This window comes from Mesorhizobium sp. WSM1343 (genome assembly GCF_055901535.1).
Map to the genome: position 1 here is coordinate 5491997 of NZ_CM148370.1, position 14349 is coordinate 5506345.

Sequence of the window (14349 nt, forward strand, 5' to 3'; positions counted from 1 at the left end):
CTTCTCATTGCAGCCGCCGTTCGCGCAGCGCCATGACGGCGCCCAGAACGACCAGTCCGTAAAGAATTGCCCTCGTGGCATAGGGAAGCGTGGTGCCGGCGAGCAGCATCTGCAGTGCCGTCAGCAACAACACGCCGCCGAGCATGCCGAGATAGTGGCCGCGCCCGCCGGTGATCAGCGCGCCGCCGACCACCACCACGGCGATCGACGGCAATAGATAGTCGTCGCCCATGCCGAGGCTCGCCTGACCCGAAAAGCCGGTCAGCATGACGCCGACAACAGCCGCGCAGACGGCCGAAAGCATGTAGACCAGGATCAGCGTGCGCTCGACGCCGATGCCCGACAAGCGCGCCGCGCGCAGCCCGTTGCCGATGCCGTAGACGCGCCTTCCGAACGGGGTGCGGCCAAGCAGGAGTACCGCTGCGACGACAAAGACGACCATCAGCAGCACGATTGGAGTCAGCAGGCCGGCGAGCTTGGCCGTCATGACCCAGCGCAGCATCGGCGAGGAAAACCCGGCCGGCGTTCCCTGCGAATAGAGCAGCGCACAGCCTTGCAGAATGCCGTTGGTGGCGAGCGTCATGACGATCGGCGAGATGCCGAGATAGACGATGCCGAAACCATTGGCGAAGCCGATGGCGCAGGCCATCACCAAGACGACCGGCAAGGCGTAGACAAGGGCGGCGTCGGAGCCGTTGACCATGCCCGCTAGGATGATGCCGGAGATGCCGATCGTCCACGGCACGGAGAGATCGAGGCCTCCGGTCAGGATGACGGTTCCCTGCCCGAGCGCCAGGACGGCTAGGAAGGACGATAGCACCAGCAGCGAATTCCAGTACCCCGGATTGAGGATGGCGCGGCCGAGCCAGATCTGGGTGACAAGCACGATGAGCAGCAGGCAGACATAGGCCGGCAGCGCATAGCGCAGCGTTTCCGCATTGCGCAGATGGAAGGCAGGGCGCGGCGATGCCGGACTGCGCTGGGCATGGGCTGGCTCGGCGATCTTGAGACGCCGGTCCACGCGCTCGAGTTGCGAGGGCAATATGCCGGCGCGCCAGGCGGCAAACCGGGCACGCGCGGCGCGCAATTGCACGGCAAGCACCGATGCATGCGAGATCGAGCCGGCAAGTGCCGCCAGCACCAGAATGGTGCCTTCGGCAATGGTCGAATAATAGGCCGATACGTTGAGCACCAGCAGGATGTTCACCACGATCATCAGGATGTAGGCGCCGAAGACAGAGCCCACCGGGCCGCCCTGCCCGCCACCGAGGCGCGTGCCGCCGACGACGACCGCCGCGAACATCGACAAGAGCAGCGGATTGCCGACCAGCGGATCGCCGCTGCCGGTCTGGGCGCTGATGAACACGCCGGCAAGGCCATAGCAGCCGCCGGCGATGACATAGACGGCAAAGCGCACCAGAACGACATTGATGCCGACGGAAGCGGCCGACTCCGGATCGCTGCCAAGCGCGTAGAGTGCTGTGCCGAAGCGGGTTCCCTTCAGCCAGAACCAGGCGAGCAGGACGACACCGATCACCACCAGCGGCATCGGCAGCCAGCCGGCGATCGCGTCGCCGAGATAGAAGGTGCCGAGATCGGGCGACACGAAGCCGCCGGGCTTGTCCATCACCAGCAGCGTGACGCCTTGCAGGATGAACATGGTGGACAGCGTCACCACGATCGGCTGCATGCGCAGCACCGCGATGAAGAAGCCGTTGAAGGCGCCCACCGCCATGCCGACGCCGATGCCGATGGCCGTCCACAGGAGGATGCTTGCGCCTGGCGCCATCGGATCCATGCTCGATGCCAGCACGGCATTGACCAGCGATATCACCGCGCCGGCGGACAGGTCGAAGCCGCCCGACAGGATCACGATCGTCTGGCCGATCGCCGCGAGCGCCGAGGTGGCGCCGCCGCTCGACAGGAACGACACATCGAAATAGGTCAGCGGCCCGGCGCTGATCCAGTCGACGACGAAGAGCAGGATCGCCAGGACGGCCGCGGCGATCAGCGCGCCGCGATTGCGCACCAGCGCACGGCGCAGTCCGAAGCCGCCGGGAACAGGGGATGATGAGGCTGCTGCGCTGCTCATGCGGCGGCTTCCCCGGCATGGCCGAGCGCCGGGCGCATGATGGCCGGTTCGGTGATGGCGTCGCCTTCGAGTTCGGCGGCGATGCGCCCGTCATAGAGGACCAGCACCCTGTTGCATTGGTGAACGAGTTCGGGGATCTCCGTCGAGTGCAGCAGGATCGAACCGCCCGAAGCCACGTAGTTTCGCATCATCACATAAAGCTCGTGCTTGGTACCGACGTCGATGCCTCGGGTGGGATCGAACAACAGCAGGATGCGGCTCTGCGCCACCAGCCACTTGGCGATGGCGATCTTCTGCTGGTTGCCGCCGGAAAACGCACCGGCCCGCGTCCACAGCGCGCGGCGGTCGACCTCGACAGTGGCGAATGCCGCCTCGACGGAGCGGGTCTCGGCTTGCGCGTCGACAAGGCCTAGCCGTGTGAAGCGCGATATCACCGGCAGCGTGGCGTTCTGGCTGCCCGACAATTTCAGGAACAGGCCTTCGGATTTGCGGTCTTCCGGCACCAGGCCGATGGCCATGTTGGGGCGCAAGGCATCGGCCGGCGAACCGAGCCAGACCTTGCGGCCGTCGACGAGGATGTGGCCGCGCTCGATCTCGGCCATGCCAAAGCAGGCCAGGAACAGGTCCTGCTGGCCCATGCCTTGCAACCCGGCGACGCCGAGGATTTCGCCCTTGCGCAGATCGAAGCCGGCGCCGTCGAGCTTGCGTCCGACCTTGAGGTCGCGCACGCCCAGAACCGGCGGACCGAAGGCCTGGGCGCTGTCCGGCTTGGGCGGAAAGGTCTGCTCGATGCTGCGGCCGATGATCTTTTCGATGACGTCGGCATCCGAGACATCGGCGACCGGCGCGGTGACGATGTGGCGGCCGTTTCTCAGGATCGTCAGCGTGTCGCACAAAGCGCGGACCTCGCGCATGCGGTGGGTGATGAAGACGATGGTGGTGCCTGCCGCCTTCAGCCTGGCGATGATGTCGCCCAGCCAGTCGACGTCGCGTCCGGCGAGCGTCGAGGTCGGTTCGTCGAGCAAAAGGATGCGCGGCTTGCGGTAGACGGCGCGCGCGATCTCGATCTTCTGGCGCACCGAAAGCTCGAGCTCGCTCACCTCGGCATCGAGATCGACGGAAAAACCGAGATCTTCGATATGGCGGCGGACGGCCTTGCGGGCGGCACCGCGGCGGATCAGGCCGGAGATGCCGACGGGGGCGTAAGGCAGCAGCATGTTGTCGAGCACGGAGAGATCGCGCACCAGGGTCATCTCCTGGAATGCTGTCTGCATGCCGAGCGCATGTGCTGCGCGCGGTGCGCCGTAAGCGATCTCCTTGCCGAAGACACGGACATGGCCTTGGCTCGGCCGGACCAGCCCGGACAGCAGCTTCACCAGTGTCGACTTGCCGGCTCCGTTTTCACCGAGCAGGGCATGGACGCTGCCGGGCGCGATCGCAAACGACACGCCGTCCAGCGCGACGGTCGGGCCGAACGCCTTGCTGATGCCGTCGATCTCGACGGCGGGGAGCTCGGAGTGTTCTGTCATTGTCCTCGATCGCCGGCTTGGCATGGATTGACGACGCACGGACAGTTGTCCGTGCATCGTCACACGGGCCTTGGGAGGCTTAGTTCTCCGGTTGTCCGACGAGGGCAGCATTAAGGCCGACCTCGGGTGTCTGGTCCGAGAAGATCGAGGCAAACCAGCCCGGATTGGAGACCAGCGACGGCTTGAAGGCGTTGCAGCCGGCCTTCATCTCCGCCCATGTGCCTTCGTCGCACAGCTTGATCGTCTCATTGGTAACGACCGGCAGCGGCAGGATGGTGGTCTTCGGCACGTCCTTGCCTTCGATCGCCTCGACGGCAAGCTTCAGCGCCAGCGCACCCGAATAAGGCGGCGAGGCATAGGAAATGCGTTGTGCGCCCGCCGGTGCATAAGGAGGAGCGGCACCTTCGACTTCGGTGCCCTCCGGCAGCATCTGGATGCGGCCGCCATTGGAACCTTCGCCGGCGCAAGGCAGGAGTTCGCTGGTCTTCTTGCCAGCCTCGAGCTGCATCGAGTTGGCGGTGAAGCAGCCGACCTGCATCCACAGTCCGTTGATGTCGTCCCAATTGCGGGTGGCCAGGATTTTCGAAAGTTCGGTGCGGGCGACCGCCTGGCTCCACATGCCGACAGCCTCGCCGACGATCTTGATATCAGGATACTTGGCGAAGACTTCCTTGGCGGCCTTTGTCCGCTGATCGTCAACGGATGTTCCCGGGACGCCCGTGATGGCGATGATGTTGCCCTTGCCATTGAGCTTCTTGACCAGCCATTCGGCGGTCACCCTGCCCGCTTCCAGCTGGTCTATGTGGACGTTGTAGGCGCAAGGCTCGGTGATCTCGGCGTCGTACGCAAAGACCTTCACACCCTTGTCGCAGGCATTCTTGACGACCTGGTTGAGCGCGGTCGGCGAGATCGGATACACGACGATAGCTTCGGCGCCGCTTTGCACCATTGCGTTGATCTGCTGAATCTGGCGTTGCGCGTTGGGGCCAGCGACCTGGACCTGCAGGTCGACCTTGTCGGCCAGGCTCTTATGAGCGGCCATGGCCTTGACCATGTTGGCCGCCTCCGCCTGCCAATCATTGCCGATGTAGCTCATGCTGAGAAAGATCTTGTGCTTCTCGGCGGCCTGCGCGGCGGACAGGCCGAAGGCGCACGCAGCCATGCCGGCCAGCAGCGCGAGCCGCCGGACTTTCGATCCGATACCCATGTGGAACTCCTCCCAAACAGAACGACCGAATGCCTCCCAAGGGCACAAAACGTAAACCCTTGTCATTCGATGCCAGCGACCGTATCATGATTTGATCAAATATCAATGATGAAATCGTTTATATCAAAACCGGCCGTGTCAGCCGCTTGACGTGGCACCACGAACCTTGCATTCCGACACGACCACACAAGCAGGTGTCGCCCTCAGGCGGGAAGGTTGACAGGAGATGGCTGGATCGGCGTTCAGGAAGCCTGGTGTCGAGATCATTCCACTGTCCAAGGAAACTCTGCAGGACCGGGTCTACAATCAGGTCACCGAGTTGATCCTCGACGGCAGCATCGTGCCGGGCGAGATGGTCACGGTTCAGAGCCTCGCCGACGCCTTTGGCGTCAGTCCGATGCCGGTCAGGGAAGCGCTGCGGCGCCTGACGGCAGCCAACGCGCTGACGGTAGTATCCGGGCGCTCCATTGGTATTCCGGCGCTCAGCCGCGAGCGGCTCACCGATTTGCGCAATGTACGTTTTGAGATAGAGGCCATCGCCGCCGGCTGGGCCTCACAGAACCGCAGTGATGCGGATCTTGCGATTTTCGCGCGCGATCTGGACTCACTGGAACGCGCGAATGGCGCGGACGACGTAAAGGCCTATCTCAGGGCGAATTATACCTTCCACTTCGCAATCTACCGAGCAGCGGGATCCGAAACCCTGCTCAAGATCATCAAGGATCTATGGCTGCAGATCAGCCCCTATTTCAATATGCTGCATGGATCCTACTCGACCGCGAACACATACCATCAACAGATGTTTGCGGCCCTGCGCGACCGGGACGAGCAGGCAGTTCAGGCGGCGGTTCGCGGCGATATCGATGCGGCTTTCGACATGCTGGTCGATCTTTTGAAGTAGCGCCCGGCCCGACCTCCGACCCCTATCACATGCCTCCTATTTCTGGGGATGGCAGAGCAGCGCTCATGCGCACTCAGCGGGCAAGCGCGGGCTTCTTCTGGTGATCTAGAGATCATGTCCCGAGCGCGTCATCCATGGTTCTCGTGCTTGAGCTTGCGAGGGCGGCAGCCGATGACGCGGCGAAGCACATGACCCGCATCCTCATTGTCATTATCGGATTGCCAAAATCTGGTAGCGTGATTATACCAGTTGATCAGTTGACGACGGGCGATACCGTCCGCTGAGATCAGGAGTAATGACCCAAATGACAACGATTGCGCTGTTCGGTGCCGGTGGGAAAATGGGCTACCGCCTGTCGACCAATTTTCGCGGGTCGCCCTACACAATACGCCATGTCGAGGTCAGCGATGCCGGCCGCGAACGGCTGAAGACCGGACTGGGTTTCGATACGGTCAGTGCCGACGAGGCGCTCAAGGGCGCCGATGTGGTGATCCTGGCCGTTCCCGACACGCATATCGGCAAGGTGGCGACCAGCATCGAGAGCAAGCTGGCGCCGGGCACCATGGTGGTGGTGCTCGACGCGGCGGCACCCTTCGCCGGCCACCTGCCGAATCGACCGGACCTCACCTATTTCGTCACCCACCCCTGCCATCCGCCGATCTTCAACGACGAAACAGATATGGCGGCAAAGAAGGACTATTTCGGCGGCGTCAAGGCCAAGCAGCATATGGTCAGCGCCTTGATGCAGGGGCCGGAAGAGGATTACGCCAAGGGCGAGGCGATCGCGAAGATCATCTGGGCGCCGGTCATGCGTTCGCACCGCGTCAGCGTCGAACAGATGGCGCTGCTGGAACCCGGGCTTTCGGAGACGGTGTGCGCCTCGCTGCTGGTGGTCATGAAGGAAGCCGTCGACGAGGTCGTGGCACGCGGCGTCGACCAGCAGGCGGCGCTCGACTTCCTGCTCGGCCATATGAACGTGCTGGGCGCCGTCATTTTCGGCGAGACCAAGGGCGTTTTCTCGGATGCCTGCAACAAGGCGATCGAGTTCGGCAAGCCGGTGCTGATGCGGGACGACTGGAAGCGCGTGTTCGAGCCGGAAGAGATCGCCGCCAGCATTCAGCGTATCACCTGAAGAGGAGAGGCGCTGCCGCAGCGCCGCGACGTCGCCGTACCGTTCGACGCTCGGCATCGTAGCTCATCAGGTACATATCACCTGAATTCGTGGTTGACTCATCATACCAGTTGGCTTAGCTGTTCATGGCTCGGATCGACAGGGTTTTCGCAGGAGTACGATGCCTGGGCGAGTGGAGGATGGCTGGGGAGCAACGATCCGTGGAGGGGAAGCCGGCAAACGGCTCTTTAGCCCAAAAGCGATCCGCCGCCCGCGCCGCCTGACGAATTCGGATGCCGACAGATGCTTTGGGTAACCAAGGCAATTTTTCAAACGGGAGGACTTCATGAAACTTACACGCAGAATGACGCTTGCGGCTTTCGCCGGCATGCTGGCGCTTGGCACGACCGTGCCCGCCTACGCGGCGGATCTCATCGCCATCATCACGCCCTCGCACGACAATCCGTTCTTCAAGGCGGAAGCCGTCGGCGCCGAAGCCAAGGCCAAGGAACTCGGCTACGAGGCGCTGGTGCTGGTCCATGACGACGACGCCAACAAGCAGTCCGAGCTGATCGACACCGCGATCGGCCGCGGCGCCAAGGCGATCATCCTCGACAATGCCGGCGCCGACGCCACCGTCGCCGCGGTACAGAAAGCCAAGGACGCAGGCATTCCGTCCTTCCTGATCGACCGCGAGATCAACGCCACCGGCGTCGCCGTCGCGCAGATCGTCTCCAACAACTACCAGGGCGCCCAGCTCGGCGCGCAGGAATTCGTCAAGCTGATGGGCGAGAAGGGCAATTTCGTCGAGCTGGTCGGCAAGGAATCCGACACCAATGCCGGCATTCGTTCCAAGGGTTATCACGACGTCATCGACGACTATCCGGACCTGAAGATGGTCGCCCAGCAGTCGGCCAACTGGAGCCAGACTGAAGCCTATTCCAAGATGGAATCGATCCTGCAGGCCAACCCCGACATCAAGGGCGTGATCTCCGGCAACGATACGATGGCGATGGGCGCCTATGCGGCACTTGCCGCGGCGAACCGCAAGGATGTCATCGTCGTCGGCTTCGACGGATCGAACGATGTTCGCGACTCCATCACCTCGGGCGGCATCAAGGCAACGGTGCTGCAGCCCGCTTTCGCGCAGGCGCAGATGGCGGTCGAGCAGGCCAACGACTTCATCAAGAACAAGAAGTCGCCGGCCAAGGAAAAGCAATTGATGGACTGCGTTCTGGTCAATGGCGACAATGCCGCCAAGCTGGAGACCTTCGCGCTGACGAACTGAGCCAGCGTGATTTGAATAGCGAGGGGCGAACCCAGGATCGCCCCTCGCCGCCATTTTCCCTGGGCCGCCCACGATGCTGAACGACAGGCCGCCATGCTGAACACCAAGCCGAACTGGCCGATCCTTACCGTGATGGTCGGCATCAGCCTGACCGCCTGCAAGATCCTGCCGACGAAATCGGACGACGGCAACAACGCTGCCACCTTCAATCCAGACAAGATGGTCGAAGAGATATGGGCGGCAAAGGTCGTGCCCTATCTCCAGCAGAAAGCCGGACCGTTTGCGCAGGTTCACACACTGGCGACAACCGACCCAGCGGCTGCCGGCGCCAAATACGGCAATCCGAACAAGCAGGCGAATTCGCCTTGGACTTTCGCGGTTCGGCTGGAAGGCAAGATTATCGCGGCCAACACACAGTCGCGTGCGGCAACGGTCGACGTCGATGTCGACGGCGACGGCAAAGCCGATGCACGGGTGCAGATCGGACCGGCGGTGCGCGGTACCGCGCTGCGCGACAGCCTGGACTTCATCCAGTTCAACGACTTCACCAACCAGATCGACTTCGCCCAGTTCGGCAAGGCTTTCAACGCTTATGCCGACAAGACGGTGCTTTCCAAGCTGCCGCGCGAGGCGCTGGAAGGCCGCAGTGCCAAGGTGCTCGGCGCCTATACGCTGGGGAGCGGCCAGGACCTGCCGCTGGTGACGCCGGCGGAGGCAGAGATCGGGCCGAAGCCATGAGCGCGATCGCGGAGCGCGAAATCATTCTGAAGCTCGAGGACGTCTCCAAGGTCTATTCCGGCACCGTTGCGGTCAAGCGCGCCAATTTCGAGGTGCGCAAGGGCGCGGTCAACGTGCTGGTCGGCGAAAACGGCGCCGGCAAGTCGACGCTGATGAAGATCATCGCCGGCGTCGAACGGCCGACCGCCGGCCGCATCCTGCTGGAAGGCGAAGAGGTTTCCTTCTCGTCATCCGGTGATGCGGTGAACCGTGGCATCGGCATGGTGTTCCAGGAGCTGAACCTGTTCGGCAATATGAGCGTCGCCGAGAATATTTTCGCCACCCGAGAAATCACCAACCGCTTCGGCAAAATCGACCACGCGCAACAGGAAAACCGCGCTGCGGAATTTCTGGAACGCCTACAGGCCGGCATCCGGCCCGACATGCTGGTCGAGGATCTGCGCATCGGCCAGCAGCAGCTGGTCGAGATCGCCAAGGCGGTTTCGCTCGATGCACGCATCCTGATCATGGACGAGCCGACCTCGGCGCTGAGTGCAGCGGAAGTCGAGATCCTGTTCAAGGTGATCGCCGACCTCAAGGCGCGCGGCGTGGCCATCGTCTACATTTCGCACCGGCTCGAAGAGCTGATCCGCATCGGCGACTACATCACCGTGCTGCGTGACGGCCGCATCACCGGCCAGGAAGAGATGAAGAACGTCGACACGCAGTGGATCGTTCGCCAGATGATCGGCTCCGACGCCAAGGACTTCGCCAAGGCCGACGGCCATCTTCCGGGCGAAGAGATTTTTCGTGCCGAGGAGATCTGCCTGCCTCGTGCCACCGGCGGACTTGCCGTCGACCATGTCTCGTTGTCGCTGCGTGCCGGCGAGATCCTCGGCATATACGGCTTGATGGGCGCCGGGCGCAGCGAACTGTTCGACTGCATCATGGGCCGCCACGGCCATTCGACCGGCGACATCTTCATTGGCGGTAGAAAGGTCAAGGAGCGCGATACGACGCGGCGCATCCGGCGCGGGCTGGCGCTGATCCCCGAGGATCGCCAGCGCGAAGGGCTTGTCTCGATCCTTTCGGTCGCCAGCAATTTGACGCTGGCCAGCCTGTCGCGCTTTGCCCGCCTGTTCCACATCCGTGGCGCTGACGAAAGGCAGGCGGTGACGCAGGTGGTGCGGGAGTTGGCGATCAGGGTCGCCGACCCGGCGCAAGAGGTGTCGTCGCTGTCGGGCGGCAACCAGCAGAAGGTGGTGATCGGCAAGGCGCTGCTCACCGGGCCCAAGGTGCTGCTGATGGACGAGCCCAGCCGAGGCATCGATGTCGGCGCCAAGGCCGACGTCTTCCGCACCATGCGCAAACTGTCGCGCGATGGATTGGGCATTCTCTTCGCCACCTCGGATCTCGATGAGGTGATGGCGCTGTCAGACCGCATTGCGGTGATGAGCAACGGAAAACTGACGGGCATGTTCGATCGCTCCGAGGCGACGGAGGCAGCCCTTGTCTCCGCCTCGGCACTTGGCCACGGGCCGACCCCGCACACGGAGAAAACCGCCCATGACTGACATCCCGGCCAAGGCGGCTGTCCCCTCCGTCTCGAGCGGCTCGCTGCTGCTGACGCTGATGAAGGCGAGAACCTTCATCGCGCTCATCGCCGTCTTGATCTTCTTTTCGATCGCGGCGCCTAATTTCCTGTCGACCGCCAATCTGATCCTGATGTCGAAGCACGTGGCGCTGAATGCGTTCCTGGCGATGGGCATGACCTTCGTCATCATCACCGGCGGCATCGACCTTTCGGTCGGTTCGATCGTCGGCCTGTGCGGTATGGTGGCCGGGTATCTCGTGCTCAACGGCATCGACCTGCAGATCGGCTACACCATCTATTTCAACGTCTTTGAGATCGCGCTGATCACGCTTGCCGTCGGCATATTGATCGGCGCCGTCAACGGCTTGCTGATCACCAGGCTAAACGTCGCGCCGTTCATCGCCACGCTCGGCGTGCTCTATGTCGCGCGCGGCCTGGCGCTGCTGTCGTCGGATGGCCGCACCTTTCCCAACCTCGTCGGCAAGCCGGAGCTTGGCACCACCGGCTTCGGCTTCCTCGGGGCCGGTCGGCTGCTTGGCCTGCCGGTGGCGATCTGGATCCTCATCGTCGTTGCACTGGGAGCCGCCTATCTCGCCAAGTACACGCCACTCGGTCGCCATATCTTCGCCGTCGGCGGCAATGAACGGGCGTCGCGGATTTCGGGCGTCCGGGTCAACATGGTCAAGATGTTCGTCTATATGTTCTCCGGTTTCTGCGCGGCGATCGTCGGCCTGATCATCTCGTCCGAGCTGATGGCCTCGCATCCGGCGACGGGCGAAAGCTTCGAGCTCAACGCCATTGCGGCGGCAGTGCTCGGCGGCACCTCGATGTCGGGCGGCCGCGGCACGATCGGCGGCACCATCGTCGGCGCCTTCGTCATCGGCATTCTTTCGGACGGGTTGGTGATGATGGGCGTGAGTTCGTTCTGGCAGATGGTGATCAAGGGCCTCGTCATCATCGTCGCCGTCGTCGTCGACCAGGCACAGCGCCGGCTTCAGCAACGTGTCACCTTGATGCAGATGGCAAAGGCAGGCTGAGCATGGCGGAACTGCGGGGAGCGCTGATCGGCTGCGGCTTCTTTGCCGTCAACCAGATGCATGCCTGGCGCGACATAGCGGGCGCCTCGATCATCGCCATCTGCGACCGTGACCCGGAACGGTTGCGGATCGTCGGTGACCAGTTCGGCATTGCGAAGCGCTATACCGATGCGGCGGAACTATTTGCCGGCGAAAGCCTGGACTTCGTCGATATCGCCACCACCGCGCCCAGCCATCGTCCGCTTGTCGAAATGGCGGCCGCCCACCGCGTTCCGGTGATCTGCCAAAAGCCGTTCGCGCCGACGCTTGCCGACGCAAAGGCGATGGTCAAGGCATGCGCGGAAGCCGGCGTTCCGCTGATGGTGCATGAGAATTTTCGCTGGCAGTCACCTATCCAGGCGGTGCGGACCGTGCTCGATAGCGGCGAGATCGGCACGCCCTTCTTCGGGCGTATCTCCTTCCGCTCGGCCTATGACGTGTTTTCCGGTCAGCCCTATCTGGCGACGGGAAAGCGCTTCATCATCGAGGACCTCGGTATCCATATCCTCGATATCGCCCGTTTCCTGCTCGGCGACGTCTCGACCATCACGACACGAATCGCCCGCATCAATCCCGCCATTGCGGGCGAGGATGTGGCGACCATGCTGATGGACCACAAGAGCGGCGCAACCTCCGTGGTCGACTGCAGCTACGCGACCAAGCTCGCCACCGAGCCGTTTCCCGAAACGCTGATCGAGATCGATGGCAGCGACGGCACGATCCGGCTGGCGCAGGGATACCGGCTGACCGTCACCGGCAAGAGCGGCACGGCCGTCACCGACGTCTCGCCGCCGCTGCTGGCCTGGGCGTCGCGGCCCTGGCACAACATCCAGGAAAGCGTCGTAGCCATCCAGCAGCACTGGGTCGACTGCCTGGCAAAGGGGACCGAGCCGGCGACCTCGGGCGCCGACAATCTTAGGACATTCGCGCTGGTCGAGGCCGCCTATGCTGGGGCCGCGAGCCGGCAACCGGTGCAACTCGACGCCTTGCCGAAATGACCGCCGGCACTTTCCTGCTCTACGGCACGCGCGTGGTCGAGGCCGAGCCGGTCAGGCTCAGCGCAGGCTCGCTCAGCGCCGACTTCGTCAACGGCAATCTGCGCACCATCCGCCATGGCGGCACCGAAGTGCTGCGCGCCATCGCCTATATCGTGCGTGACCGCGACTGGGGCACCTATGAGCCAAATTTGACGGACCTGGTGATCGAGCAGGGTGCCGACGCTTTTTCGGTCAGCTATTCGGCAAGCTGCCTGGCCCCCGATGGAAACCGGCTCGGCTTCCGCGCCACCATCAAAGGCTCTGCCGACGGCCGTCTGGTCTTCGACGTCAGCGCCCTTCCCGAAAACGATTTCGAAACCAACCGCTGCGGCTTCTGTATCCTGCACCCGATCGCCGACCTCGCCGGTAGCCCGGTCATGGTCGAGCACACAGACGGCAGCGTGGTGGCGACGAAACTTCCCCAGCTGATCGACCCCTGGCAGCCTTTCAAGGATATCCGCGCCATCTCCCATCAGGTTCGGCCTGGTGTCATCGCTGAGTGCCGGATGGAAGGCGATACTTTCGAAATGGAGGACCAGCGCAACTGGTCGGACGCCTCCTACAAGACCTATGTGCGGCCGCTGGTGCTGCCGTGGCCGTATGTGCTGCCTGCCGGCCAGCCCCTGAGCCAGACGATCAGCCTGCGCATCGCAGGTGAAGGCAAAGCGCCGGCTGCCGCAGTGGCCAGCGAACCGGTCAGGGTCGAACTCGGCGAGGCGGGAGCAAGGCTGCCCGATGTCGGCGTGGTCATCTATCCCGAGGATGTCGAGACGGCGCTGGCGAACCTCTCCACGCTGGCGGCACTCGGCCCACAACAGCTGCTGTTTCACCACGATCCGACGCGCGGCCACGGGCTCGATGCCTTGCGCGCTTTCGCCCGGCTCGCAACTGCCTACGCAGCCGAAACAACCCTCGAATGCGTCGTTGCCTGCGCTGGTGATCTTGACGCCGAGTTGTCCGGCGTCGCCGACCTGGTTCGCCGGGCCGGGCTAAAACTCTCGGCCATTGCCGTGTCGCCGTCGGTCGACCGGCAGTCGACACCGCCGGGCAGCGCGTGGCCGGAATGCCCGCCGCTCGACGACATTTATGCCGCAGCGCGGCGGGCATTCCCCGATATCCGCCTCGGCGGCGGCATGTTCAGCTATTTCACCGAACTCAACCGCAAGCGCGTTCCGGCAGACCAGCTCGATTTCGTCACCCATTGCACCTGCCCGATCGTGCACGCCGCCGACGATCTCAGCGTCATGCAGTCGCTGGAGGCGCTGCCTTTCATCACCCAATCGGCACGGGCTATCTTCGGGGCAAAGCCCTACCGGATCGGACCGTCGACGATTGCCATGCGCCAGAACCCTTATGGCGGAGCGACCAAACCCAATCCCGGGGGACAGCGCATTGCCATGGCCGACAGCGATCCGCGCCATGCCGGCCAGTTCGCGGCGGCTTGGACGGTCGGCTATGCCGCGCGCGTCGCAGCCGCTGGGCTGGAACAGCTCACGCTCTCCAGCTTCACCGGACCGTTCGGCGTGCTGGCGTCATCCGGAGAACCCGTCGCGGAAGGATCGCCCCGGCCGCTCTTCAGAGCCATCAAGGGGCTTTGCGAACTGGCCGGCCTTGCGCATGTGGCCGCAGGGACGAGCGATGAGACCAAGGTGCTGGCGCTGGCTGGACGCTCGGCCTCGGGCGACACTGTCGTGTGGCTGGCGAACCTGACGGCGGACGACGTGCAAGTCGACATTTCAGCTTTTGGCCGAGGCCATCTCGTGATGACGCCTTACGAGATCGTCCGGATCGACTGAC

General features: G+C 63.5%; 11 protein-coding genes. 8 read left to right on the plus strand and 3 right to left on the minus strand.

Annotated features, from left to right (window positions below; all coding sequences use genetic code 11):
- Positions 1-4 precede the first annotated feature (4 nt).
- The 3 genes from AC0NIL_RS26880 to AC0NIL_RS26890 form a co-directional block, all read right to left on the minus strand.
- Complete coding sequence (locus tag AC0NIL_RS26880) at positions 5-2092, minus strand: ABC transporter permease subunit (RefSeq protein WP_473572771.1); 2088 nt, start codon at positions 2090-2092, stop codon at positions 5-7.
- The gene (locus AC0NIL_RS26885; protein WP_275953865.1) at positions 2089-3621 is read right to left on the minus strand and encodes a sugar ABC transporter ATP-binding protein; all 1533 of its coding nucleotides are present in this window, start codon (positions 3619-3621) and stop codon (positions 2089-2091) included. Before AC0NIL_RS26885 ends, AC0NIL_RS26880 begins: the two co-directional genes overlap by 4 nt.
- A gap of 79 nt (positions 3622-3700) precedes the next feature.
- Positions 3701-4828 carry a sugar ABC transporter substrate-binding protein gene (locus tag AC0NIL_RS26890; RefSeq protein WP_013533052.1) on the minus strand — a complete coding sequence of 376 codons (1128 nt, stop codon included), beginning with the start codon at positions 4826-4828 and terminating at the stop codon, positions 3701-3703.
- A gap of 226 nt (positions 4829-5054) precedes the next feature.
- On the opposite strand from AC0NIL_RS26890, the gene AC0NIL_RS26895 reads away from it, so the two are divergent.
- The 8 genes from AC0NIL_RS26895 (at position 5055) to apnL (ending at position 14348) form a co-directional block, all read left to right on the plus strand.
- Complete coding sequence (locus AC0NIL_RS26895; RefSeq protein ID WP_013533053.1) at positions 5055-5729, plus strand: GntR family transcriptional regulator; 675 nt, start codon at positions 5055-5057, stop codon at positions 5727-5729.
- Positions 5730-6033: 304 nt separating this feature from the next.
- Positions 6034-6861, plus strand: a complete 828-nt coding sequence (locus tag AC0NIL_RS26900) for a phosphogluconate dehydrogenase C-terminal domain-containing protein (protein WP_063167523.1) — start codon at positions 6034-6036, stop codon at positions 6859-6861.
- Between the two features lie 325 nt (positions 6862-7186).
- Positions 7187-8128, plus strand: a complete 942-nt coding sequence (locus AC0NIL_RS26905; protein ID WP_064995023.1) for a D-ribose ABC transporter substrate-binding protein — start codon at positions 7187-7189, stop codon at positions 8126-8128.
- A 93-nt stretch (positions 8129-8221) separates the two neighbouring features.
- Positions 8222-8866: a DUF2291 family protein gene (locus AC0NIL_RS26910; protein ID WP_027163941.1), complete on the plus strand. Its 645-nt coding sequence runs from the start codon at positions 8222-8224 to the stop codon at positions 8864-8866.
- Positions 8863-10419 (plus strand): sugar ABC transporter ATP-binding protein, encoded by a 1557-nt coding sequence (locus AC0NIL_RS26915; protein ID WP_027163942.1) that lies wholly within the window; start codon positions 8863-8865, stop codon positions 10417-10419. Before AC0NIL_RS26910 ends, AC0NIL_RS26915 begins: the two co-directional genes overlap by 4 nt.
- Positions 10412-11476: an ABC transporter permease gene (locus AC0NIL_RS26920; protein WP_032809713.1), complete on the plus strand. Its 1065-nt coding sequence runs from the start codon at positions 10412-10414 to the stop codon at positions 11474-11476. The genes AC0NIL_RS26915 and AC0NIL_RS26920 overlap by 8 nt, the downstream gene beginning before the upstream one ends.
- Positions 11477-11478: 2 nt before the next feature.
- Entirely contained in the window at positions 11479-12513 is a 1035-nt protein-coding gene (locus AC0NIL_RS26925; RefSeq protein ID WP_063167522.1) for a Gfo/Idh/MocA family protein, read from the plus strand.
- Positions 12510-14348 carry a D-apionate lactonase gene (gene apnL, locus AC0NIL_RS26930; protein ID WP_063167521.1) on the plus strand — a complete coding sequence of 613 codons (1839 nt, stop codon included), beginning with the start codon at positions 12510-12512 and terminating at the stop codon, positions 14346-14348. The genes AC0NIL_RS26925 and apnL overlap by 4 nt, the downstream gene beginning before the upstream one ends.
- The last annotated feature ends 1 nt before the right edge of the window (position 14349 follow it).